The organism is Sorangium sp. So ce124, assembly GCF_051525235.1.
Taxonomy (GTDB): Bacteria; Myxococcota_A; Polyangia; order Polyangiales; family Polyangiaceae; genus Sorangium; species Sorangium atrum.
Genome location: NZ_CP150312.1, coordinates 9,240,879 through 9,264,472, shown reverse-complemented (window position 1 = coordinate 9,264,472; position 23,594 = coordinate 9,240,879). Strand labels below are relative to the sequence as shown.

Below are 23,594 nucleotides of genomic sequence, written 5' to 3'. Positions count from 1 at the left end.
CGCTACTCCGCGAGCAACGCCGGGAGGTGCCGCACGGACGGCGAGCCGTGGCTGAGCAGCCGGTCGTGGTAGGCGCGCTCGGTAAAGCCCGGCTTGCGCTCGTGCTCGGCGCGCAGGCGCATCATCTCGGTGAAGCCGTGGAAGTACGTGGTGAGCTGCGCGCTCGTGAGCCGGGCGCGCCGCCACTTGCCGACGGCCTCGCCTTCCTCCTGGAAGGCGTCCTTCGTCATGAGCGCGAGCGCCTCCTCCTCGCTCATCGCGCCCGCGTGCACCCCTTGGTCGAGGAGGGCGTTCACCGACATGCGCAGCACCATCTTCTGGCGCTGCATCCGCACCCTCGGGCCGCCGAAGCCGTGGTGGGCCATCAGCCACTCGGTGTAGACCGCCCACCCCTCGACGAACGGGCCGCTCGAGAAGACCGCGCGGAACTTCGAGGGGAACCTGTTGTTGTGCATGAGCTGCAGGAAGTGGCCCGGCATCGCCTCGTGGACGGTGAGGTCGGCGAGCATGCTCGAGTTGTACTCGCGGTAGAACGAGTCCACGCGCGCCTTCGGCCAGTCCTTCGGCGTCGGCGCGATCGCGAAGAACGTCTCCTGCTTCGCCTCGAGCGGGCCGGACGCGTCGCAGTAGGCGATCGCGACGCCGCGGCGGTACTCGGGCATCTCGATCACCCGGCACGGCTCCTCCGGGATGCGCACGAGGTCGTGCGCGCGGACGAAGTCGGTCGCCTCCGCGAGGAGCTTCTCCGACGCCTTCACGATGGTCGCGTTCGTCGGGTGATCGGCCGCGAGCGCGTCGAGCACCTTCCGGATCGCGGCCATCTTCTCGTCCTGCGCCTCGACCCTCGGGAAGGGCTGCTTCCCGAAGAGCGCCGGCCAGAGCTCCCTCGAGGTCTCGAGCATCTCGGCGTGCGTCGCCGCGAGCAGCGCGCGGGCGCTCGCGACAACGCCGTCGATGTCGATGGCGGTGTCGTCCAGCGTGAACCGGAGCTTCTTCTCGAAGCGCGCGCGCCCCAGCCGGAAGTCGCCGCTGCTCCGCGGGAGCAGGTCCTTCTCGAGGAACGCCTGGAAGCCCTCGAGCGCCGCCGCCGCCGCCCTCGCGGCCGCGTCGAGCTCGGCCTGCTGCGCCGGGACCGACGCGAACAGCGCCGGGAGCTCGGACTTGCAGAGCGCGATGAGCCCCTTGTTCTGCGCGATCGCCGTCTCGGTGTGGATGCGCGGCGGCGCCGCTGTCAGGCGCTGCTCCGCGGCCCGCACGAGCGCGGGGACGCCCGAAAGGCGACCTGCGAGGCTCCGCAGGCGCTCCTCGAGCGGCGCGAAGCTCCTCGTGATCAGGGGATCGAGCCCGTCGCCGATGATGCCCGTGTACACCATCGGGTTCCACGTCGCCTCGCGGAGCTCGTCGATCGCGAACAGCCAGGAGCGCAGCTGGTTCTCCATCATGGCCGCGTCGACGCGGCTCTCGACGCCCAGGCTCGCCGTGGGCAGCGCTCCGAGCTCGGCCAGCGCCGCCTCGATCGTGCGCCTGCGCGAGGCCTCGCCCTGCTCGGTCACGTCCGGCCACGCGGCGTCGTACCGGTGGTCCCCCGCCTCGGTGGCGCGGACCGGCTCGTCGCGCAGGTACTCCTCGAGCACGCGCGCCGACAAGGCCGCGAGCGCCTGCTCGGCGCCCGCCTCGCCGGATCGAGCGTCGGCCGGGCTCACGACGGCCGCCTTCGTGACGGGCGGCGGGACGGCGCGCTCGGTCGACCCGCACGCGCAGAGCAGCGCGACGAGCAGGGGCAGGTGGCCGCGGAGCGATCTGCGGGAGAAAGAGAGCTCATCGAAGAGACCATGGTGTCGCACCCACGCCTCCTAGCGCCAGCTCGCCGAGAAGGGAACGTGCCGAGCGGCGGCATCGGCCTCAGTGCGCGCTGCCGAGCGAGGCCTTCGCGAGGCGGGAGATGCCGTCCACATCGCCGTGCACCGCGTCGAGCAGCGGGCCGAGCGCGAGGCGGAGCGGCTTCGAGTTCGGGTGCCGGAGGATGCGCGCCATGCTCTCGGCCGCCAGCTCGTTCAGATCCTGCTCCGCATAGCGATCGATGTGGGCGCTCGACAGCGCGAGGCCCGGGAAGGCGGTGCGGCAGAGCGCGTCGATCAGCTCCCCCGCGACGCCCGCCGCGATGTTCGCGGCGCCCAGCGCGGCCCGGGCCTTCTGCGCGCTGATCGCGCACGACTCCGTGCGCAGCTGGCTGATCACGGGCGAGCCGAGCACCGTGTGCCAGCGGGAGAGCTCGGCGGCTCGGCTCGCCTCGAACTCACCCGGCGGCGCCTCGGAGACGGGCAGCAGCGCGGCCAGCTGATCGGCCGCGCCCGGATCGATCGCGACGCGGCGCACGATGATCAGGTCGTGCGCCCGCAGGCATCCGAGGAGCAGCCGCGTGGACGCGTCGCGCAGCAGCGGCGCGAGCGCGGCCGCGATCACGGTGGGGGGCGAGCCGATGAGCCCCGGGCTCGACCCCCGCGCGGCGCCCGCGCCGCCGGCGCGGGAGCGTGGCGCGCCGGAGCTCGGCGGCGAGCGCACGCTGATGGGCGGCGGGATGCTCGACGGCGTGTTGCGACCGACGGCCGGCGGCGCGCCGGGAGCCTGCGACAGGGCGCGGCTGCTGGCCGGCGATACGCCGGTGGGCCGGCTCACGCCGACCGGCGAGGGCTTGTTCGACGGCGCCCGCGCGCCCACGGTCCGCGTGGGATCCTGGATTGGCGTCGGCTCGCCGCGCCGCGACTGCGTGGTGCGCTCGGTCACAACGTGAAGCGCCGCGAGCTCGATCGCGCGGAGCCCCGGGATGCCGCGCGGCGCGCGGTCCGCGATGGCCGCGGCGAGCTCGGCCTCCTTGCCGAGGAGCGGCTCGTGCTCTGCGGCCTCGCGCAGCAGGTCTCCGGCGAGCTGCGCGCACCGCTCCGCGGCCCTGTCCGCGGCGCTCCGCGTCTGCGGCTCCTTGAAATAGAGCGTTAACTTTCCCCGCACGGTCTCCCGATGCGTGTCCGCCGTGACGACCTGCGACGCGCTCTCGACGTTGGCAGGTTCACGCCCCCCGAAAGGCCAGAATCCCATGCGCCCATTGTCGCGCGATCCTGGGCCCGGGCGCGAGCGCTTCGAGCGCTCGCGCCCTCACGCCCGCTCAATGGCGAGGCGGAACGGAGACATAGCGATTGCCGCGTTCGTAGAATCGCCACGGCTTCTTCGCCCACGCACCTGCATAGTCGACGTTGATGCGAGGCGACCTGCCGATGGGTCCAGCAGCGCCGGGGAGCAGCGAGAGCTGCGCTCCGCAGACATCCATCCCGTACGCGGAGCGGTCGAGCCCCAGCGCCTTGCACAGCTTCCCTGGCCCGTTGGTGAGCTCGATCCGCCCAGGCTCGACGCCGCGCCGGCGGCTCATGAGCGGGAGGCCGATCATCGGCTCGATGGCGCGGATGAGGACGGCGTGCGGCTCTCCCTCCGAGGCCACGACGATGTTGAACGCCCAGTGCATGCCGTAGAGCTGGAACAGATACGCATAACCCGCCGGGCCAAACATGACCTCCGTCCGCACGGTCCGTCGCCCGCCCGCGCTGTGCGCGGCGAGGTCTTCCGGGCCGCGGTAAGCCTCGGTCTCGACGATGCGCCCGGCGGCGGTGCCCTCGGGCGTCGTGTGGACGAGCACCTTGCCGATGCACGCCCGCGCGACGACGAGCGCGGGGCGAGCGTAGAAGTCACGCGGCAGCGGCGTCGCTCCGTCGAGGAGCGCGGCGCCTTCGCTGGGCTCGGGGGTGGGGCGCACGGCGGGGGGCACCGCGCTCACCCCGCGGGGGGGCGCGCCGCCCGGAAGCGCTTGTCGATGAACGAGAGCACGTCGTCGCGGTGCTTCCAGGCCTGGAACTCGTGGTGGAAGACCGCCGCGATCTCCAGGGCGGGCGTGATGACGTAGGTGATCCGCCGGGCGAGGCCGATGAGCGGCCAGAGGACGCCGTAGGCGCGGCACACGCTGCGATCGCGGTCGGCGATCATCGGGTAAGGGACCTTCTGCGCCTCGGCGAACCGGCACTGCGTCGTGTGGTCGTCGGTGCTGACGCCGACGATGCTGGCGCCCGCGAGCGCGATCTCGGCGTGGTTGTCGCGGAAGAGCTGGGCCTCGACGGTGCAGTCGGGCGTGAAGGCCTTCGGGAAGAAGTACACGACCGTGCAGAGCCCACCCTGCGCCGACAGCACGAAGCGCTGGCCGTCGATGGCCAGCGTGTCGATCTCCGGCGCGCGCTCGCCGACCTTCAGCATGCCGACGCAATCTGCCGCAAGTCGCCCCCGGCGTCGACTGTGGCCACGCTCCGCGGCGTCCCGGCGGGGCCGTCAGCGTCGGTCGGGTGTCGTCAGGGAGCGTCGACCGTCGTCGACCGTCTCCAGCCGTCTTCAGCCGTCTTCAACTGTCTTCAACCGTCGATTCCGAGCCGCTTCAGCCTGTAATAGAGGGTCGTGCGCTGCATGCCGAACTGCCGCGCGACCTCCGCCTTGTTCCCTCCGCAGCGGTCCAGCGCGGCGAGGAGCTCCCGCCGCTCGATGTCGTCGAGCTGGGAGCTCAGGTCGAGCCTTGGCCGGGCGCACGCCGGCGCGGCGGCCTCTTTTCCGGCCGGTTCCGCCTCCGGCTCCGCCGGCGCGGCGGCCCTGGGCGCGCGCGCGGGCGGCTCGGCCGGCTGCGCGCGCGCCGTGAACGCGAGGTGCTCGGGCAGGATCACGTCGCCGCGCGACAGGATGGCGGCGCGCTCGACCACGTTCTCCAGCTCCCGCGTGTTCCCCGGCCACGCGTACGCCGCGAGCTTCGCGATCGCCTCGTCCGAGAGCGCGGTGGCCGCGCGGGCGTTGCGCCGCGCGACCTTGCGCAGGAAGTGCTCGGCGAGGGCGCGGATGTCCTCGCGCCGCTCCCGGAGCGGCGGCAGCCGGAGCGGGAACACCGAGAGCCGGGAGACGAGCTCGGGCAGCACGCCCGCGCGCGCCCAGGCCTCGTCGATGCCGGGCGTGAGCGACAGCACGACGCGCACGTCGACGCGCGTGGTCTCCGTCGACCCGAGCCGCTCGATCTCGCCGTCGGTGAGCACGCGGAGCAGCCTCGCCTGGAGCGAGGGCGTGAGCGGCGCCGGCTCGTCGAGGTAGATCGTCCCCCGGTGGGCGAGCTCGAGCCGGCCTGCGCGCTCGGCGAACGCGCCGTCGAAGGCGCCTCGCCGCCAGCCGAACAGCTCGCGCTCGAGCGTGTCGCCCCGGAACGCGGCGCAGGTCACCTTGACGAACGGCTGCTCTTCCCGCGGGGAGCCCACGTGGATCGCCCGGGCGACGACCTCCTTCTCCGCCCCTTCCTCGCCCTCGATCAGCACGTGCGTCGCCGCCTTCGCCACCTCGCCGATCCGGGCGGCGACCTCGCGCATGGCCTCGCTCTCGCCGGCGATCTCGCCGAAATCGATCGGGTCCCGCTGCTCGCGCTCGAGGTAGCCCGCGTACTGCGCGAGCTGCTCGCGCAGCCGCCGGTTCTCCCGGAGGGTGGCGACCCCCGCGATCGCCTGCCGGAGGATGACGGCGAGCTCCTTCGAGTTCCAGGGCTTCTGGACGTAGCGGTCGACCGCGCCCGAGTTGACCGCGTCGATGAGCACCGTCATGTCCGCGTAGGCGGTGAGCAGCACGCCCGCCGCGTCGGGCCGCCGCTCCTTCGCCTGCTTGAGGAACTCGATACCGCTCATCCCCGGCATTCGCTGGTCCGCCACGATCACCGCAGGATCGAGGCGGTCGAGGAGCGAGAGGGCCTCGGCGCCGCCCAGCGCATAATGGATCTTGAACGACTTCCTGAAGGCGAACCGGAACGCGTCGAGGTTGTCCTGCTCGTCGTCGACGACGAGGACGTCGAAGCTGTTCCAGTCCAGATCGCGCATCGGGTCGCCCTGCCTCCCAGAGTTACTACAGCTCGGCACGATCGCGACAGCGGAGGTGCGTGCTCGACGGGGGGGACGGCGCGGCGGCGCTCGGGCGCGCGCGCGTCCGCCTGCGCCCGGGCGGAGGCGAGCGCTCTTCCGACCGCGACGCCGGCGAGGTCGGGCGGATCGATTTCTCCGCCGGCCCGGAAATACGCGGTAAGCTCCGCCCCCGCCCGCGAAGAGGGCGGGCTGGGCGAGCCCCACACGGAGGAAGCCGGATCATGCTCGAGGACGTCATCAAGGAGCTGCGCGACGGGATCGAAAAGGCCATCGAAGCTCTCCGGCGAGACCTGGCGAAGGTGCGCACCGGGCGCGCGAACGCGGCCATGCTCGACGGCATCCGCGTCGACTACTACGGCGTGCCGACGCCGATCGTGCAGATGGCCACGGTGTCCGTGCCGGAGCCGCGGCTCATCAGCGTCAAGCCCTGGGAGAAGAACCAGGTGAAGGCGATCGAGAAGGCGATCCGGGAGAGCGATCTCGGCCTGAATCCCCAGGTGGACGCTGATCTCATCCGACTCCCGATCCCGCCGCTGACGGAGGAGCGGCGCAGGGAGATGGTGAAGCTGACGAAGAAGAACGGAGAGGACTGTAAAGTTGCCATCCGGAAGCACCGCCGGGACGCGAACGAGATGATCGACTCGCTCGAGAAGGACGGCGACGTCAGCGGCGACGAGGCCGATCGGGCCAAGAAGAAGGTCGACGACGTGGTGGCCGACGGCACGAAGCAGGTCGACACGGTGATCGCCGGCAAGGAAAAGGACATCCTGGACGTGTGAGCGGGCCCTCGGCCGGGCGGGCGTCGGCGACCGAGCCGGAGCCCCGTGCGGCCGCCCCATCCCCGCAGCGCGCGATGGGGCCGGGCTCTTCGAGGAGGGCGATGCGCGGTGGGCGACATCGCCTGCCGGCAGCGCCCCTTCGTGTCGTGACGCCGCGCGCGCCGAGCCCGGCCCGGCCTGATGATGCCTCGCAGCCTCGTTGTCCTGCGCTCGCGTGACCCGCGACCGTGCCCGCGCCGGCGCTCGCGTCCGAGCGCCACGGGGCGAGGCGCGCCAGGGACCAGCCCAGCTCACAATGGGCCGTCCCGTGAAGCAAAGAAGTGAAAAAGAGGCTTGCGGTCCCCCCGGTCGGAGTCGGTAGGATCGGGAAGGTCGGCGAGTGGGCGTGCGAGGGCGTGACGAGAAGGCGCGAGAAGGCTCTGAAGACGCCCATTGGGGTGCGAGGGGCCCTGCTTGACAGGTTTTCGCTAGCGTGAAATGGTTGGTGTTCGAAGCCGAAGGCCCGGAGCCGTCTCAAGGATTCCCGAGGTTATGCGAGCGATCGCTTCAGGAATGACGGACGTTGGTCTCCAACGCGACCACAACGAGGACAGCTACGCCGTCCTGTCGGAGTACGATCTGTTCATCGTCGCGGACGGCATGGGGGGCCACCGTGCGGGGGACGTAGCCAGCAAGCTGGCGACCGAGTCGATCGCGGACTTCTTCCGGTCGACGTCGCGGGAGGACGCCACCTGGCCATTCCACTTCGACACCAGCTTGTCGGAGGAGGAGAACCGGCTCCAGGCGGGCATCCGGGTCGCGAACCGCCAGATCTTCGAGCGCAGCATCCGGTCGCGCGACTGCGCCGGGATGGGCACGACGGTCGTGGGGGCGCTCTTCTCGAAGAAGAAGAACCGGATCTACGTCGGCCACGTGGGCGACAGCCGCGCGTACCGTGTCCGCAAGGGCTCGATCAGCCAGCTGACGCGCGATCACTCGCTGTTCAACGACTACATCATGGCGATGCCCGAGCTCACCGAGGAGCAGCGGGCCGAGCTTCCGCGCAACGTCATCACCCGCGCGCTCGGGATGCACGACAGCGTCTCCGTGGATCTGCTGAGCGATGAGCCGCAGCCCGGCGATGTCTACCTGCTCTGCTCCGACGGCCTGAGCGGGATGCTCTCGGACGACCAGATCCTCCACATCGTGAGCTCGACCGAGGAGGTCCCGGAGATGTGCCGCCGCCTCATCGCCAAGGCGAACGAGAACGGCGGAGAGGACAACATCACGGCGCTCGTGATCCGGATCGACGAGCAGGACGACGCCGAGCTCCCGAACAGCGCGACGATCGGCCCGCCCGCCGACTCGCAGCAGGTCAGCATGGGCGATCGGTCGACGGTCCCGGCGGTGTCGGCCTCGCGCTCCGAGAAGAGCTGACGCGCGGGGCGCGCCCCCCGCGCGCGCCGCCTGCCAACAGCCAGCCGCCAGCAGCCAGCGCCGCTCAGCCTCCGCAGCTGTCGAAGGCCAGGACGCCCAGCCTGAGCTGGCATGTCTCGCCTTCGTTCAGCATCGCCGGGCACTCGAAGCCGACCCAGATCTTGCCCGCGTCGACCCCCTGCTTGCCCTCGAACCAGAACTTACACGGGGCCGCGGTATCGGAGTAGAAGGTCTGGCCCCCCGTCTTCGCCGAGGAGAAGCTGATGCTGCCGGTGGCCGGCGCGTCCTGGGTCGCCGCGGGGGAGATGGCGTCGATCTTGACGTGGATCTCCGCCGCTTCGGCGGGGTTTTTGGCCACCGCCGAGACGGAGAAGGTGCCCGAGCCGGACACGGAGCAGTCGACCGAGGCGTCATCCTCGCCGTCGGTGACCAGCCGGACCTTCTGAGTAGCGGACACGTCGCCGAGGACCGCCCGGTGCCCCTGTGCGGAGCAGTCGGCGCCAGGGTCGGCGAAGTTCATGGTGTAGGCGCCGCGCGGGGTCGACGGCTCCGCGCCGCTGCAGCCGAGGCCGAGGAGGGGGAGGAGGCCGAGCACGGGCACGAAGCCGAGGCGAGCGAGACGCATGGAAAGCTCCGGTGGTAGGTGGCGGCCCCGAGGCCGCTCCTCGCTTCTATCGTACTCGGGGGCCCGCGATCAAACGGCGGCCGCGCCGCGCGCGTTCCCGCGCGCTTACGTGCCCGTCGCGCGCGTGTGCGCGTCGTCCAGCGCCTGGGCGACGTCGTTCCAGAGGTCCTCGCTGGCCTCCAGGCCCACCGAGAGCCGGAGGAGGCCGTCGGCGATGCCGAGCGTCTCCCGCGCCGCCGCGGGCACGGAGGCGTGGGTCATGAGGGCGGGGTGCTCGGCGAGCGACTCGACGCCGCCGAGGCTCTCGGCGCAGGCGAAGATCGCGAGCCGCTCGAGGAACCGCGAGGCGACGGGGAGGCCGCCGCGCACGACGAACGAGATCATCGCCCCGGGCGCGCGCATCTGCCGCGCGGCGAGCGCGTGGCCGGCGTGCGTGGCGAGGCCGGGATAGTGCACCGCCTGGACGGCCGGGTGCTCAGCGAGCCGCTCGGCGATGAGCGCGGCCGTCGCGCACTGCTGGCGCACGCGCACGCCGAGCGTCTTGATCCCGCGGAGCACGAGGTAGCAGTCGAAGGGGCTCGGGACGGCGCCGATCGCGTTCTGCAGGAACCCGACCCGCTCCGCGAGCGCGTCCTCGGACGTGACCAGCGCGCCGCTCACGACGTCCGAGTGCCCGTTCAGGTACTTCGTGCTCGAGTGCGCCACGACGTGAGCGCCGAGGTCGAGCGGCCGCTGGAGCACCGGCGTGGCGAAGGTGTTGTCGACGACGAGCAGCGCCCCGTGCGCGCGCGCGATCTCGGCGAGCCCTGCGATGTCGAAGATCTTGAGCATGGGGTTCGTCGGGGTCTCGATCCAGATCATCCGTGTGGCCGGGGTGAGGGCCTTGCGGACGACGTCGAGGTCGCTCATGTCGACCGAGGTCGAGGCGAGGCCCATCGGCCGCATGACCTTGTCGAAGAGCCGGAAGGTGCCGCCGTAGACGTCATCGCCCGAGAGCACGTGATCTCCGGGGCGGAGCGTGTGGAGCAGGGTGGCGGTCGCCGCGGAGCCGCTGCCGAACGCGAAGCCATGGCGCCCCCCCTCGAGCGCGGCGACGCACGCCTCGAGCGCCTTGCGGGTGGGGTTGCCGCTGCGGGAGTACTCGAACCCCTTGTGGTGGCCCGGCCGCTCCTGGGCGAAGGTGCTCGAGAGGACGATCGGCGTCATGACCGCGCCGCTCGTCGGATCCGGCGGCTGTCCGGCGTGGATCGCGAGCGTGTCGAGGCCGAGCTTGTCGTGACCTAGGTGGGGCTTCATGCGGGCGAGACTTATCTCATGGGCCGCGTGCGTCCACGGTTTTGGCGCGCAGGAGGCCGCGTCAGCGCGCCGCCTCGGGGCCATCCGGAGCGGCCGCGTCGAACGCGTCGAGCAGCGCCCGCGCCGTCCCGACGCGGCGCTCCGGATCGCGATCGAGCGCGCGAGCGAGCGCCCGGCGCTGGCCCGGCGAGAGCGCGTCCGTGGCGGAGAGCGCATCGAGGCAGAGGCCGGATTCGCTGATCTCGACGAGCGCCGCGGCCTGCTCGCGCGCGCGCGTGAGGGGCGCGCCGGTGGCGAAGGAGACGAGGGTCGCCGCCATGGAGTAGACGTCGCCGCGCTGGGTCGGCGGGGATTCGCCGCGGGCGATCTCGGGGGCAACGAAGGGAACCGTGCCCCGGTCGGCTGTCTCGAGGTCCGGATCCATGCCGCGGAACCGCGCGGCGCCGAGGTCGACGAGGCCGACGTCGCCGAGCGGACCCAGCAGCACGTGATCGGGGCCGAGATCGCCGTGAACGAAGCGGATCGGGCCTCCGGCGTCCTCGAGCTCCTGGATCTCGGCGAGCGCCTCGATCGCGGTCCTGGCGACGTGGGTGATGAGCGACGCGGGCGGCGGCCGGCCGCGGCCGCGCCATCCGTCGAGCACGTCGCGGAGGGAGGTGCCCTCGCGCCGGCTCTCGAGGAGGAACGGGCCATGGCGATCGGCGCCGACGCGCGCGAGCGCGGGCAGGGCAGGGTGGCGGACGATGGAGAGGGCCTTCGCCTCGCGGACCATGGCGGCCCGCCCCGCGTGCTCGTGGAGGACGCCGGGGACGAGGCGCTTGCACACGAGCGTGGGGCCGGGCGGCGAGCCTCCGAGCCGGACCAGCGCGACGTCGAACGTGGCGCCGGCGCCGAGGTGCTCGATCAGCTGGGTGCCGTCGGGAGCGGGGTAGGGCATGCCGGCCGCCTGTGGCCCCTCACGCGCCCGCTTGCCGGGCAGCGACAAGCTCGTCGCACTCGCGAAGCCACGCCTGCGCCTCCTTTGCGCCGTCGCCGCCGCGGAGGGCGAGCGGCCACCGCGCGTCGCGCCAGCGCGCCGCGAACTCGGCCCAGCGCGCCGGCGCCTCGCGGCGCCCGGCCAGGGCGGCGACCCTGTCATCGATGCTCTGGAACGGAAACACCGGCTTGCCGAGCCCGAACCGCGCCTGCACCCAGTGGACCACGCCGATGCGGAGCCCGTACCGGCAGCGGCGGCTCTCCTCGTCGACGCCCACCACCGGCGACCTCCAGTCGAGGTGGATGTCGTCGAGCTCCGGCGGCCGCGGTTCGTGTTTGCCGACGCAGAGGTGGACCGCCTCATGATCCGGCCGGTGCACCTCGCGCCAGCTGTCCGCGTCGCGCGGCTCGCCGCCCCGGAAGAGCTCCGCAACGCTCGCCGCGAGCGAGCCGAGCAGCGCGCCCCGCTGGTGCTCGATCCCCCCGAGGATCGTGTCGCGCGCCACGCGGCGGCCGCCCGCTCCCGCGAAGTGGTGGTCGAGGCGCTCGCGCATGGCCGCCGGCTCCACGTAGACCACTTTGAAACCGGCGCTCCCCCCGCACCAGACGTTGCGCAGATACCTGATCTGCATCCACAGGTCGAGCGTTGCATCGATGTCGCGGAGTCGCTCGAAGATGCGCACAACGACGTTGACGCACGTCGGCCCGAACCGGGTGAGCGCCTCGCCGAGGTCGCGTGGCTCGGGGGCGCCCCAGAACGCATTGTCCAGGTTGAGCTCCGCCCCGGGGCGGCGCGCGAGCCGGTCGGCGAGGCTCCTCTCCAGCGCCTCGCGCAGCGGGCCCGCGAGCACAGCCACGTGCGGGCCGGCCCCGGCGTCGAGTGAACCGGTCATGCGACCATCGTATCACGCCTGCCCGCGCGGCTCCGAGCCGGGGCCCCGGCCGCCTGTGGGATGACGGCGCACCTGCACGGGAGGAGGGCGGCGGCCAACTTTTCTCCGCATCATGCGGCATATCACTGCGTTCAGCGCGAACGTGATAGAAGTCGTGGGCACCGGCATGGATCCCAAGATCTTGGAGATGCTCTTCATCGCCGTCAGCAACGGCGTCGCCCTCTTCATCGGCGCTTACCTGGCGCGGAGATCGGCAGATCTCAGCGCGGAGCGGCGGGCCGAGCACGAGGAGAGAGCGGAGCTCCAGAGACAGCGGCGAGAGGCGCTCTTGGAGCGACTGGCGCTCCAGCGGCGCGCGCTCGACGACTACGCGCGGATGATCGTCCGGTGGTCGTCGGTGCCTTCGTCCGGAGCGCCGCGCACGAAGGAGGAGGACCTCGCGGCGGACCAGGAGTCCATCGCGATGTACGCGCAGATGGCCAACGCGTACGGGAGTCGCCAGTTCGCCGAGCAGGCCGCGGCGACGCTGCACGCCGTGCGCGCCGGCCGGGGCAACGTCCAGGTGTTCCCGTTCGCCGTGCAGATCGCCTCCGCCTGCTACCAGGAGATGATCCGGGCGATCTCCGAGCTCGAGAAGGAGATCGGCCTTCCGGCGCCGCGGTCGCCCGCGCGGCCGTTCCTCCCGGACGAGGAGCTCGCGAAGGAGGCGACTCGGCTGTTCTCAAGGAACGTCGTGGAGCGCTCCGGGATCGATCTCGGCATGGTCGACCAGATCCTGGAGCGCGTCAGGGTGAATCCGTCGTCCGAGGAGACGGACAGCCCCAGGTAACGCTCACGCCGCCGGCTTCACTGGCTCCATCCCGCCCGGATGAGCGCGTAGAAGAGGAGGAGCCGAGGCACCCGGAACAGCACCATGGTCAAGAAGTAGCGCAGCGGGATCCGGTACAGCCCGGACAGGTAGCAGAGCATCGAGAAGGGGATCGGCGAGATGCTCCCGATCGCGATCGCCCAGTACCCGTAACGTTCGAAGAGCCGGTCTATCCTGGGTCGCGTCCGCTCGATGCGCGCCGCGAAGAGGCGGAGCCGCGCGATGCGGCCGGCGAGGCGGTAACCCGTGCAGCCGCCGGCGAGCGATGCGGCCGAGATGGCGATCAGGGGCGCGACCTGCGAGCCCCCCGACGTGATCGCGGTCAGCATGTAGAATTGCGGCGGGATCGGGAACGAGAACGCATCGGCGAGGAAAGTGCCGACGAACATCCCGGCGAGGCCGAAGCGGTCCACGAACCCGCGGCCGAGCGCGTCGAGCTGTTCGCGCGCGAGGTGCGCCGCGAGCGCGATCCCCGCGAAGAGCGCGGACAGGCTCAGCGCCAGCTGGATCAGCGTGCGCCACAGATCTCGCCGATCGCCGCGCGGGCGCGGCTCGCCCTGCCGAGGCGTCAGATCGCCTCCAGCCGGCGGCGCTGCAGCCGCTCGATGATCCGCCTGCTGCGGAGGGTGCTTTGAAATATCCGCGTCGCCTTCTCGAGGGCGTCGAGGAGCTTCTCCTCGGCGCCGTCTTTATCGACATAGGCGAAGGGCCGGTGCGCGTTGATGACCTCGAACGAGTCCTTCTCGTCGTGATGAGCCGAATAGAAGATGACGGGCACTTCGGGCTGCACCTTGCGGATCTGGTCGCAGACCCAGAACCCCTCCTGCCCTGACATCCGCACATCGACGATCACCGCGCACGTGTCCTCGGTGAAGGCGGCGACCCCGTCCACGGCCGAGGAGCATACGACGAGGCGATATCGCTTCGAGAGGAGGGCGCCGAGCGGCTGCCAGATGCTCCTGTCCCCGTCGACCAGGAGCACGAGAGGAAGCCGCGTGGAGTCGGGCGTCTCGCGATCCGGCCGCTCGGCTGGATCAGCTTCGAGCAAGGTGTCGGATTCCTTGGAGGGCATTCGTCGTCGATCGGGGAGGGCGCGTCAGGAGCCGCGATGACGCAATGTACCACGCCCGGAGCATCGAGCCAGCGCCGGGGCGCGCGGGTGCGGCAGCGGGAACCGAGATGATGTCGGTGCGGGGTCGAGGTGTTCGCGTTTCGGCGTTTCGCGTGCCGTCGCGCGGTGGGCGGCGGCCAGGGATTCGTCTATGCTCGGCGCGGAGGCGTGGCCTCATGGTGAGGCGCGCTGGCCTCCTGCAAAGCGCTGCTACCGTGCCGGGTCGCGCGCTCGCTTTCTTCTCGTGCGCTGGCGCGGGCTGCCGGTCGGCAGCGGGTCGCCCACCGGGGAGAGTCGCCGTTCCACAACCGAGGTGAGCTGCCCATGAAGAACGCAGAACTCCGATCGATCTTGCCCGTCATCGCCGCCGTCCTCGGCCTCTTTGCCGCAGGGGCCGCAGGGTGCAAAGACGAAGAGATCCTGAACGCATGCAGCGAGCTCTGCAAGCACCGCATCCTCTGCGCGGAGGAAAACGATACTCCGCCGCCGAGCAAGACGAGCTGCGAGACCGCGTGCCTTGGCCTCGAGGGGAATGACCTCGTGGAGCGAACCGAGGAGTGCGTGAACGAGGCGTCCTGTGATTACGTCGCGTGCGCGGACCCTTGAACGCGGCGTCCTAGCCCGCGCGCGGGAGGCGGGGGCGCCTCGCCTCCCGGACGGATGGCGCGATGAGCGGCGGCGCGATCAGAGCTCCGCGTCGCACTCGGGCGCGTCGCGGAGCGGGCCCGAGGCGCGCGGTCCGTCGAAGTGCAGGAGCTCGAGATCGACGAGCTCGAGGCGCTTGAGCGTCAGATCCAGCGGGCCGACCGACACGCCTGCCACCGCCTCGGCGTAGGCCCGCACGCCGCCGTCGACCCGCGTGTCGTACGAGCAGTAGGGCGGCGCGGTCTCCGCCGTGACGCGCGCGTACGCCTGGACTCCGACGTTCGGGCCGACGATGCCGTACAGGCGCGCCCGGAGCTCCGCGCCGGCGCTCACCTTGCCGGACGCCGTGATCAGGCCGGGCGCTCCGATCGAGGCCGAGCCCGAGGCCGAGCCGGACGGCTCCCAGATCGTGCTCCAGTTGCCGTTCCGGTAGTCGACCCCGGCCTCGATCTCGGCGGTGGCCTGCGCCTCGGCGTCCACCTCGGCGGCCGTGAAAGACAGCCCCAGATCCGCCTTCGCTCTCGGCACGACGTCCGTCGTGACGATGACGGGGACCGGGCCCACCCAGAAGGTCAGCGTCGGCAGCGGTATGCTCAGGGCGCCCCCGGCGAGCTCCAGGAGGTCGACCGAGCAGGTCCCCGTGACCGTGCCGGTGCCCTGGAGCCTGGCGCTCACGTCGAGCTGGCCCGACGCGACGAGGCGGAGCTGCTTCAGCTCCGGCACCGGGTTGAGCTTGCCCTTCGGGCCGACATGGACCTCGAGGTCGAGCGCCGGCGAGAGCTCGGCCGTGACGTCGAGCGCCGCCGCCCCGTGCGCGGTGACCCCGCACGACGCCGGGAGCGAGGCCGAGGAGAGCTCGAGGAGCTTCATGGAGGCGCCGGACGAGATCTTCAGGGCTTCCGCCGCGCTCGCGATCTGTTCGTCGTCCTCCACGCCGAGCTCGCGGGTGCGCGCGACGTGATCGTCGATGGCGCGCGCGTACTCGCGCGCGTCGTAGTGGACGTGGAAATGGCCCTCGGTGATGAACTCCGTCAGAGGAGCGGGCGTCGTCGCGAGCGCCACATGCGTCGCGTCGATCGTGCGCACGCTCACGACGCGGGCGAGGTAGCCGCCTCCCTGCGTGCCGCCGAGCACGTCGCCCGCGGCGAAGGGCGCCATGCTGCCGTCATGGGTGATGAAGAGATCGTGGTCCTCGAGCACTGCAGCGACGAACCCCGGCTCCTTCTCGGGCACGCGAGCGCGCTCCGAGAGCGTGAGCGGGCTGACGACATCGACGGTGCCGGGCGCCGGCAACTCGGTAGGATCCGCAGCATCGCTCGAATCCACGGCGCACGCCGCGAGCTGAGGAGCGCTGACCGCGATGAACACGGCGGAGAGGAGGCGCGCCGTCGAGGCGCGGCTCCCAGGGAGGGTGGTTTTCATGCGCGCCGACGCTACGCGGGTATTGTGGCGAGCTGGTTACAAAAATGAGACTTGCTGTCTCCTGGAGAATGAATATCGGCCCACCACGGTGGGTGGATATCCATGAATCGGTGTCTCCGGGGCGCGAAGAGTGCTTATCGAAACGAGCGATTCTCGACGCCGTGCGAGCTCGTCCATGATGTGGTGAGCGAGCGTGCTCGTGATGGCGTGCGAGCGTGCTCGCGGTGTGGCGCGCGGGCGCGCTCATGGATGGTCTCGGGCGGTGCCGGGCCTCGGACCGGGATCGGGTCGCGCTCGCGCGGCGTCGGCCAAGGGGAACGCCCTTCGGTTCGTGGATGGATGGAGGAAGGAAGGGCGCGGAGAGGGCGCGTCGCTTTCCGCGGGCGGGCGCGGCGGCTCGGCAGGGTCGAGCCGGGGCTCGGGGCCCGAGGCCACGGCGCGCGTCAGGCGATCGATCGTCGTCGCCGCGCTCTCTCGCGATGCGCCGGTCGTCGCTCGCTCCCATCGAGGCGTCGCGGTCGAACTCGTGGAGCTCCGGCACGGTGCACAGCGGGCACGAATCAGCGTGCCTGCCGCTCGGTCTTCGTGCTCTCGCGCAGCCGAGGCCCCAAGGGTGCCGCTGCTGGGAGGCCTCGGCCTGTTCTATCTGGGGTGAGTAACGGGAATCGAACCCGCGACAACTGGAGCCACAAGGCACGCCGATGCGTCGCGAACTGCGGCTTTTGCCGGGGTTTTGTGGGGGGCGACCCCCGCGGTTCGCGGCGTCTAAGTGCGCGTGGGTCCGTTCCGTGGGTCCGCCTTCGGGGCCCGGCGTGGCCCCTCCGGAGGGCGTCGCGCCGCCGTGGGGAGGCTCCTCCTCGCCGCTCAGGCGGGCGAGCTCGGGGATCGTGCCGGTGAGGTCGGGGAAGGGCTCGATCCGGAGATCCTCGAGTGTGCGTGCGGCGCGCGTGTAGCGGTCCAGCATTTCCGGAGTCAAATGGCCGGTGCGATCTGCGATCCAGCCGTCGCCCCTGCCCGCACGCTTCGCCCATGTGACACCGGTCGCGCGCAAGTCGTGGAAGCGGAGGGGCTCGACGTTGCCGCCCGCCACGAAGAGCGCCGCCCGCTTGATGCCCGCGATGCGGAGGTCCTCGCGCAAGGTTTCCGCCTCGCCGTTGCGGGAGACGCGCAGCCCGAGCTCCTCTCGCGGGATGACCGGCGAGGAGGGGGAGGGGTTCTGCAGGTGCGCCCGCCACCGGCGGAGCACCCACGCGAGCCCGGCGGGGATCTCGAAGAGCTGCGCGAGCCCGTTCTTGCTGACCTTCGAGAGCAGCGTGCGGCTGGCGATGTCGACGCCGCTCCACGTGAGCGCGTACAGGCTCGACTTGCGCAGCATCGTGTAGACGGCGAGCGCGTACAGCACCCTTCGCCCGAGGGGAATCGCGGCGCACTTCAGGAGGGCGAGGAGCTCCGCGGGGAAGAGGTAGGCGAAGAGCTTCGGCGCGCCGTTCGCCGGCCGGTGGTAGCGCGTGACGGGGTTGTCCTTCCGGAGCCGCGCGGGCATCACGGCGAGGTCGAACCCGCGACTCAGCAGCGCGTAGACCTTCATCCGCGTGCCCGGGCGGCGCCCCTCCGGGATGCGCGCCATCACGCGATCGATGTCCTGCTCGGTCACCTCGGGGACGAGCTTGTCGCCGATCGCGGGGTAGATGTACCGGCGAGCGCGCCAGCCGTCGACGTCCGCGGACGCCTTGATCCGCAGGCCGTTGACGGCGCCGTGCGTGCGGTAGAGCTCCCCCGAGACCCACGCGTCGAAGTGCTCACGCACGGTGGTGCCGGCCGGCTTCGCAGGCTCCGCAGGGGCGCCCGTGTAGCCCTCGCGCGCCATGCGCTCGAGCCACGCGTCTGCCTTCTCGCGCGCCTTGGCCTCGCTCATCCCCGAGCCCAGCGGGATGCGCTTGCGCTCGCCGCCGAGCCGGACGCGCAGCGACCACGAGCCGTTGCGCCCCTCCACGTTGCCGCGGGGGAGCTTGACCGGATGGTCCTTCGCCTTCGTCGCCATCGTCAGGCGCTCCACCCCGCGGCGCGCGCGCGAGCCGGCGCTCCGCTGTCGTGAGGCCCGGTCTCGCCCCGATCATGCATGGCCGGGCCCCCGCGCGCGGTAGTCGTCGAGGCGCAGCACGCGCCCGAGGCGCTTGCCGAGCCGGAGTGCCGGCAAGCTGTCGCTGCCGGACGGGGCGGCGATCCGGGTCAGTTCGAGCGGCCTGTCCTCGGCCCGAGCGCGTTCGACGAGATCGAGCGCGCGGTGCATGTCCTGGACCAGGTACCGGAGTGCGACGGCCTCGGGCGCGTCGAGGCGAGCTTGGCGGAGCCGCCGGCCGTCGCCCTCGAGCGCTTCGGCGATCTCGAGCAAGCGCCGCACATCGTCCAGCCAGGCCTGCTGGGCGGGCGTCGGTTCGGTCGGGCACACCGGGGCCTTGGCGCCGCGACGGCTCCGCAACGAACGCGTGGTGTGCTGGTCGCGGCTCATGAGCGCCCGCCTTCGCTGCCCGGCGCGGAGCTCTGCTCGCGGTGCAGCGCCTTGCTGATGGTGGCGCGCGCGCTCGACGGATCGATGGAGGAGGCGCGGGTCGCGCGAGAGGCAGAACGCGCAGCGCCTGCGGGCGCAACATGTCGAGGACGGCCGGCGGTGCGCTTCGAGGCTGCCCGCCGGGTTTCGCTGATCTTCGTCTTCTTGGCGCCGTGGGGGCGGTTTGCTACGTGGTCCATCGGATCATCTCCTGGTCAGACAGGGGGTCGATCAAGGGCCGTTCGGGAGGGTCCAAGCTCCCGCGCGGCCCGCTCTACTTCGGGGGCTACTTCTTCGGCTTGCGGGCCGCTGCGGGCTTCTCCTTCGACGGCGGCGGCGATGCCTCCGGCGCGTCGGGTTGATCGTCGGGATCGGGGTGCTCCTCGGAGCCGCGCACGGCGATCCCATGCTCACGGCACTTCGCCGCTACGGCGATCCGCATGGCTGCGGCGTCCGAGCGCGCGCCGAGCTTCGGGCGCAGCTTCCGCACGGCGTCTCGGAGTTCGTCGGTCATCGGGACCTGCATACCGCTCCAATGTTGTCCAACATTGTCCAAGTCGTCAACGGCCGATGTACCTCGGGCGTGTCGATTCAGGAGAATCCCGGCGCCGAGACGTGCGACGCAGCGCGGCGTGTCCGGCCCTTGCCCCTGTCCGACCCGCGTGCGTACCCTCCCGCTGGTCCGGCGCGCGGCGCCGGGGCTGGGAGGAGCACATGCGGGGCAGGATCAGGGTGGTGCTGGCGGTGTCCGCGCTCGTGATCGGGTGCAAGGGGAGCGAGCAGCGAAGCGAGCCCGGGCAGACGTCCAGCCCAGCGTCGAGCAACCCACAGGTGACAGCGGCGAGCGCAACGCCGGCGGCGCCACCGGCAGCAAATCCGGATGAGCCGGCGCGGGAGGCCGCCCGGCAGGTCGACATCAAGACGTTGCTGAAAGAGTACGGCGACAACGAGGTGCGCGCGGATGGCGCTTTTAAGGGCAAGCTCGTGCAGGTCACGGGTCTCGTCGGCGACGTCAAGAGGGACATCACCGGCGGCATCTACGTGACGGTGGGCACGGGCGGGATGCTCGAGATCCCTGTCGTGCAGTGCGCGATCGCCGAGGGCGAGGCCGGCGCCGCATCGGCCCTGTCGAAAGGGCAGCAGGTGACGGTTCGCGGGCGCGTGTCGGGGCTCATGATGAACGTCCAGATCAGCGACTGCGAGATCAATCCGCTGGCGAAGCTCTGCAAGAAGATGCAGGCGGCGCTCGGCGGCAAGGAGTGCAGGACCAACGAGAAGACTGGTGATGCACCAACATTAGTGGTCCGGAAGGACGGCAAATCGGGTGTCGCCGTGTTGATAGAATGCGTAGGCCCTAGTGGCGACATGATCACGTCTGAAGTGTACGACTTCATGACAAAGAATCAGAAGCTGGACGAGCACGAAATCCTCGTTGAGTCTCGCGCCGCCGGCTGCTTCGCGAACGTCTGGGCGAAGGACGCCGAGGGCAAGGCCACACCGGTCCCCGACGACATCAAGGCCAGGGCGCAGGCGTTCTTCGACACGCTCTAGCGCGAGTGCCGCTCGGCGCCGAGCGCCCCTCCCACGCCTCTTACGGATGCCCCCGATCTGAGGGGCCTGCCTGCCTCGGGCGCTTGGGCCGCAGGATGGCCGCTCAGGAGCCCTATCTTGCTCCACGGTCGCCGCTAGAGCGGCGAACACATTGAAAACGATTAAATTACGGCAGGTTACGCTGCCTGCTGCATCAGGCGTTGGGCCGCCTCGAGATTCTGGATCGCTGCTGCGCGCCGGAGGTCGAACAGATTTCTCCTGGCGCCGATGTAGCGTGCAGTGTGGCCCTTTGTTGACGCTCAGGCTGGCTGATGGTCCGCCGAGCAAGCCGCTTGATGGCCATCGCGGGCGTGCACGGTTGCGGTGAAGGAGGGCGATGGCCATCGCTCGGACGCGCGCCTCAGGGCGGCTCGCAATGGCCATCATGGTTCGTGGCCGTCGGCGCCGGCGAGGTGTTCGTTCGCCAGCGCCGAGGGGGGCCCGTCGTGTCGGTCAGCGTCAGCTGCCGTCCGTTGCCAGGTCGCCGACAATGCGCGCCATCACGTCACGCTCGACGAGTTTCTTTTTCCGTCGCGCCGCCTCGCGCAGCGCGGCGGTGGCCATGCGGTCGATCTCGCGCAGGCTCGATCCAGCCGCCTCGTGGAGCAGCATCAGAGCGTCCGCGGTGAAGACGTCGCGGTCGGCGCCGGCGCGGCTCATCCGGAGCCGCACGTACTCTCCAGTATCGTCGGGGACCATCGCACCGATCGACAGACGCCGCTCGATGCGCGAATACAGCGAGCGATTTTTGCGCAGCTCAAGCCGGTCTTGGAGGTCGGAGAGCCCTACCAGAATCAGCGACAACAGGGCGCGGCTATCCCATTCGTAGTTCAACAAGATGTGGAGATGATCAAGCGTGTCTTGGTGGAGCAGGTGCGCTTCGTCCAGCAGGAAAACCGGGTGAATCCGCTCGCGGCCGAGGGTCTCGATATGCGCGCTGACAGCGTAGAAGACGGCCGCCGCGGTCGCAGCGGGGTTGAGGCCGAGTGCATGGCAGAGCTGGCGATAGAAGTCGCGGCGGCCCAGCGTGGCGTTGTGGCAGTAGGTCAGCCGGAAGCCTGCCTGCGGCAACCGATGACGCACTGCCCGCAGCACACACGTCTTGCCGGCGCCGGGCTCGCCGACCAGCAGCACTTGGGCGTGCTCGTGCACGGCCTCGCACACCTCCTCGACGAGCTGCTCTTTGGAGGGCGGCAGCCACAGGTCGCCGTCCTGGATCTCCTTGGAGAAGGGGGCGGCGGACAGGGTGAAGAAGCGGACGTAGGACTCGCTCACGTCTCACCTCCGCGCTCGCTCGTGTCGGCGCCAGTGCCCAGCGAGCGGCCGAGCGTTCGCGCGGGGTTGAAGTCCACGGGTCGTGTCGGCTTGTCCACCACAGGCCCGCCGCACGGCAGCCGCTTGCGCCGCGCGTTGCGCTGCGGGTCGACCGGATGCAGCACCAGGCGCTTGCCCTCGTGCTCGACCCACGGCGGCTCGTCGGGCGCGACGAAGCACCGGGCGACGGAGACGATCTGGCCGGCGAGGTAGCCCTGATCGAGCTGCCAGGCGACACCGTCGACAGAGACGATGTTGTCGCCCGAGACGCGGCGTCGGGTGCGCTCGGTGAGCGCGACGCGCAGCGCTTTTTCGTCGACGACGCCTTCGGCGGCGGGGCGGGCCGCATAGACCTTCGCCGGGGTCTGGCCGAGCAGGCCCGCGTGCGGCGCCGTGTGGTAACGCCTGTCGAGGAAGGCGCGGAGCGTCGTGTTGATGTCGGCGAGCGACGCCACAGCGCCAAGGTAGGTAAGGCACCCTTCGCGCAGCGTGCGCCAGAAACGCTCCATCTTCCCGCGCGCCTCTGGGTCGTACGGCTTGGCGTGCAGGAGCGTGATGCCGAGCCGCGCGCACGCGGTTTTGAGGACGTCGCCGCGGTAGGTGGAGCCGTTGTCGAGATAGAGCGCGTCGGGTTTGCCGTGGCGGCGCAGAGCGTCGACGGTCATGGCGAGCATGTCGACCTCCTTCTCGGTCGTGTGCGCCTCGAGCGCCACGACGTAGCGAGAGGCGTCGTCAAGCAGCCCGTGGATGCGGAGCGGCATCGCTTTGCCGCCGACGGTGCAACCGGTCACGTGGCAGACGTCGCCGTGCCAGAGCGCGCCGGGGCGCTCGGCTTGCCAGCGCAGCCGCGTCTTCGGCTCTTGCTCGGCACGCGCGGCGCGGCGGCGAAGGCCGTGCGCCGCGTACAGTCGCCGTACGGTGGGCTCGGAGACCTGGGTCGCCTCGAGTCGCCCCTCGTCGACAAGCGTCTTGAGGATGAGCGGCACCGAGGCGTCGGGATGCTCGCGCCGAATGTCGAGCAGCAGCGTGCGCAGCTCCTCCGACAGGCCCTGCGCGAAGCCGCGATCGCTGCGTGGCTGTGGGCGCAGGCCGTCGAGGCCAGCGGAGCGATACGCATATAGCCAGCGCTCGAGCGTGGGCACCGAGTAGGTGCGCGTGCTGTGTGCGCCCGGCGGTCGAAACCGCTGCTCGCTCAGCACACGCAGCGCGGCGGCGAGCTGGCCGTGGGTGAGCACGCGGTGCATGAGAGGGCCGATGACCGTGGCGCGATAGATCGCGACGGTCTCGGCGTGGTCGGCGGGGCCGAGGGCCATTCGGACAGGTCCTTTCTGCGCCTTGCTGGCGCGCGGTCCTTGTCCGGGATCGGCGGCGTTTTCGGCAGGGATCCTCTCAGGTGGGCTGGTTGATCGGGGCTCCTCGGGGGCAGGGGCCCTCATGCCGCATGCGCGGCGCCGAAGAAGGCGCGCTGCTCGATCGGCAGCGCTCGGGTCGTCGGATCCGCGCTTGCCGCGAGCGATGTCGCGACGGCGGCTGCCCTCTTTCGGAGCGAGGCGGACGGGCCTGGGTCGGGGGCGTCCGAAAACAGACGTCGCTGCGCGACGTCGCGCGCCCACCGGCGCAGCGTGGCCCAGCCGGCGGCGGCGCTGTCGCCGAGGATCTTCGCCGGGCCCACGCGCCGACGGACCTCGGCCGCCGTCGCGAGCGCCAGACCCCAGAGCGCGAGGGCGAAGCCGATCGCGGCGGCGCTGTACACGCGGAGGCCGAGCACGCCGCGAGGAACGACGAGCAGCACAGCGCGGCAACCGAGGCAGCGGTAGCGGCGGGCCGTCACCGAGAGCACCTCGGGGGGATGGTCTGGGGTAGCGGGGCCCCAGACCTGCCGCTCGCGCCTGCCGTGGCCTTGGAGCCGGATGGCGCCGCCCAGCGGACAGCTCGCAGCGCCGCAGACGGGGCAGCGCGCAGGCCGCGCTTCGACGACCGTGGGCGGCTGCTGCTGCCAGCGCTTGATGTCGATGGCGCTCTGGATAACACTGCGACCGCTTCGATTCCTGGGCACAAGAACCGGAGCACGACGAGGAGACTGTCCGCCAAGATCAGGTCTCCTCGTCACCTATTTTGTGGCCGGCACCGCGCCGCTGCT

At 71.1% G+C, this 23,594-nt stretch carries 23 protein-coding genes; 5 read left to right on the top strand and 18 right to left on the bottom strand.

Going from position 1 to position 23,594, the window contains the following annotated elements; genetic code table 11:
* Window positions 1-2: 2 nt before the first annotated feature.
* From WMF19_RS34760 to WMF19_RS34740, 5 genes are all read right to left on the bottom strand, one after another.
* Complete coding sequence (locus WMF19_RS34760) at window positions 3-1,844, bottom strand: DUF885 domain-containing protein (RefSeq protein ID WP_437894288.1); 1,842 nt, start codon at window positions 1,842-1,844, stop codon at window positions 3-5.
* A 58-nt stretch (window positions 1,845-1,902) separates the two neighbouring features.
* A complete protein-coding gene (locus WMF19_RS34755; protein WP_437894287.1) occupies window positions 1,903-3,093 on the bottom strand; it encodes a hypothetical protein in 1,191 nt (396 codons plus the stop codon).
* 67 nt (window positions 3,094-3,160) lie between these two features.
* Window positions 3,161-3,802, bottom strand: coding sequence for a DNA-3-methyladenine glycosylase (locus WMF19_RS34750; RefSeq protein ID WP_437894286.1), 642 nt, complete (start codon window positions 3,800-3,802; stop codon window positions 3,161-3,163).
* A gap of 17 nt (window positions 3,803-3,819) precedes the next feature.
* On the bottom strand, window positions 3,820-4,293 hold the full coding sequence (locus WMF19_RS34745) for a peroxiredoxin (RefSeq protein ID WP_437324118.1): 474 nt from the start codon (window positions 4,291-4,293) through the stop codon (window positions 3,820-3,822).
* A gap of 152 nt (window positions 4,294-4,445) precedes the next feature.
* A complete protein-coding gene (locus WMF19_RS34740; protein ID WP_437894285.1) occupies window positions 4,446-5,930 on the bottom strand; it encodes a sigma-54-dependent transcriptional regulator in 1,485 nt (494 codons plus the stop codon).
* Window positions 5,931-6,193: 263 nt separating this feature from the next.
* Here WMF19_RS34740 and frr point away from each other — a divergent pair, with 263 nt between their 5' ends.
* Entirely contained in the window at window positions 6,194-6,751 is a 558-nt protein-coding gene (gene frr, locus WMF19_RS34735; protein WP_437324116.1) for a ribosome recycling factor, read from the top strand.
* A gap of 552 nt (window positions 6,752-7,303) precedes the next feature.
* On the top strand, window positions 7,304-8,167 hold the full coding sequence (locus WMF19_RS34730; protein WP_276596419.1) for a Stp1/IreP family PP2C-type Ser/Thr phosphatase: 864 nt from the start codon (window positions 7,304-7,306) through the stop codon (window positions 8,165-8,167).
* Window positions 8,168-8,231: 64 nt separating this feature from the next.
* Here WMF19_RS34730 and WMF19_RS34725 read toward each other — a convergent pair whose 3' ends face one another.
* From WMF19_RS34725 to WMF19_RS34710, 4 genes are all read right to left on the bottom strand, one after another.
* Window positions 8,232-8,792 (bottom strand): hypothetical protein, encoded by a 561-nt coding sequence (locus WMF19_RS34725; RefSeq protein ID WP_437324115.1) that lies wholly within the window; start codon window positions 8,790-8,792, stop codon window positions 8,232-8,234.
* A 105-nt stretch (window positions 8,793-8,897) separates the two neighbouring features.
* On the bottom strand, window positions 8,898-10,088 hold the full coding sequence (locus WMF19_RS34720) for a cystathionine gamma-synthase (RefSeq protein ID WP_437894284.1): 1,191 nt from the start codon (window positions 10,086-10,088) through the stop codon (window positions 8,898-8,900).
* A 61-nt stretch (window positions 10,089-10,149) separates the two neighbouring features.
* Window positions 10,150-11,025 (bottom strand): protein kinase domain-containing protein, encoded by an 876-nt coding sequence (locus tag WMF19_RS34715; RefSeq protein WP_437894283.1) that lies wholly within the window; start codon window positions 11,023-11,025, stop codon window positions 10,150-10,152.
* A gap of 19 nt (window positions 11,026-11,044) precedes the next feature.
* Entirely contained in the window at window positions 11,045-11,956 is a 912-nt protein-coding gene (locus WMF19_RS34710; protein WP_437894282.1) for a hypothetical protein, read from the bottom strand.
* A gap of 166 nt (window positions 11,957-12,122) precedes the next feature.
* On the opposite strand from WMF19_RS34710, the gene WMF19_RS34705 reads away from it, so the two are divergent.
* The gene (locus WMF19_RS34705) at window positions 12,123-12,785 is read left to right on the top strand and encodes a hypothetical protein (RefSeq protein ID WP_437894281.1); all 663 of its coding nucleotides are present in this window, start codon (window positions 12,123-12,125) and stop codon (window positions 12,783-12,785) included.
* 17 nt (window positions 12,786-12,802) lie between these two features.
* Here the strand turns inward: WMF19_RS34705 and WMF19_RS34700 are convergent, their stop codons facing one another.
* Both WMF19_RS34700 and WMF19_RS34695 read right to left on the bottom strand, forming a co-directional pair.
* Window positions 12,803-13,237 carry a YqaA family protein gene (locus WMF19_RS34700; protein WP_272095105.1) on the bottom strand — a complete coding sequence of 145 codons (435 nt, stop codon included), beginning with the start codon at window positions 13,235-13,237 and terminating at the stop codon, window positions 12,803-12,805.
* Window positions 13,238-13,392: 155 nt separating this feature from the next.
* On the bottom strand, window positions 13,393-13,872 hold the full coding sequence (locus WMF19_RS34695) for a response regulator (protein WP_437894280.1): 480 nt from the start codon (window positions 13,870-13,872) through the stop codon (window positions 13,393-13,395).
* A 387-nt stretch (window positions 13,873-14,259) separates the two neighbouring features.
* Here WMF19_RS34695 and WMF19_RS34690 point away from each other — a divergent pair, with 387 nt between their 5' ends.
* Window positions 14,260-14,541, top strand: coding sequence for a hypothetical protein (locus tag WMF19_RS34690; RefSeq protein WP_272095103.1), 282 nt, complete (start codon window positions 14,260-14,262; stop codon window positions 14,539-14,541).
* 78 nt (window positions 14,542-14,619) lie between these two features.
* Here the strand turns inward: WMF19_RS34690 and WMF19_RS34685 are convergent, their stop codons facing one another.
* The 4 genes from WMF19_RS34685 to WMF19_RS34670 form a co-directional block, all read right to left on the bottom strand.
* Window positions 14,620-15,813 carry a hypothetical protein gene (locus tag WMF19_RS34685; protein ID WP_437894279.1) on the bottom strand — a complete coding sequence of 398 codons (1,194 nt, stop codon included), beginning with the start codon at window positions 15,811-15,813 and terminating at the stop codon, window positions 14,620-14,622.
* Window positions 15,746-18,043 (bottom strand): tyrosine-type recombinase/integrase, encoded by a 2,298-nt coding sequence (locus WMF19_RS34680; protein WP_437894278.1) that lies wholly within the window; start codon window positions 18,041-18,043, stop codon window positions 15,746-15,748. Before WMF19_RS34680 ends, WMF19_RS34685 begins: the two co-directional genes overlap by 68 nt.
* Window positions 18,044-18,115: 72 nt before the next feature.
* Window positions 18,116-18,511: a hypothetical protein gene (locus tag WMF19_RS34675; RefSeq protein WP_437894277.1), complete on the bottom strand. Its 396-nt coding sequence runs from the start codon at window positions 18,509-18,511 to the stop codon at window positions 18,116-18,118.
* Window positions 18,512-18,836: 325 nt separating this feature from the next.
* Complete coding sequence (locus WMF19_RS34670; RefSeq protein WP_437894276.1) at window positions 18,837-19,064, bottom strand: hypothetical protein; 228 nt, start codon at window positions 19,062-19,064, stop codon at window positions 18,837-18,839.
* A gap of 200 nt (window positions 19,065-19,264) precedes the next feature.
* Here WMF19_RS34670 and WMF19_RS34665 point away from each other — a divergent pair, with 200 nt between their 5' ends.
* Window positions 19,265-20,101 carry an OB-fold protein gene (locus WMF19_RS34665; RefSeq protein ID WP_437894275.1) on the top strand — a complete coding sequence of 279 codons (837 nt, stop codon included), beginning with the start codon at window positions 19,265-19,267 and terminating at the stop codon, window positions 20,099-20,101.
* 498 nt (window positions 20,102-20,599) lie between these two features.
* On the opposite strand, the gene WMF19_RS34660 is transcribed toward WMF19_RS34665, so the two are convergent.
* The 3 genes from WMF19_RS34660 to WMF19_RS34650 all read right to left on the bottom strand — a co-directional run bounded on the left by WMF19_RS34660 (window position 20,600) and on the right by WMF19_RS34650 (window position 23,510).
* Window positions 20,600-21,415: an ExeA family protein gene (locus WMF19_RS34660; protein WP_437894233.1), complete on the bottom strand. Its 816-nt coding sequence runs from the start codon at window positions 21,413-21,415 to the stop codon at window positions 20,600-20,602.
* On the bottom strand, window positions 21,412-22,767 hold the full coding sequence (locus tag WMF19_RS34655; RefSeq protein WP_437894231.1) for a DDE-type integrase/transposase/recombinase: 1,356 nt from the start codon (window positions 22,765-22,767) through the stop codon (window positions 21,412-21,414). The genes WMF19_RS34660 and WMF19_RS34655 overlap by 4 nt, the downstream gene beginning before the upstream one ends.
* Before the next feature lie 119 nt (window positions 22,768-22,886).
* Window positions 22,887-23,510 (bottom strand): hypothetical protein, encoded by a 624-nt coding sequence (locus tag WMF19_RS34650; RefSeq protein ID WP_437894230.1) that lies wholly within the window; start codon window positions 23,508-23,510, stop codon window positions 22,887-22,889.
* Between the last annotated feature and the right edge of the window lie 84 nt (window positions 23,511-23,594).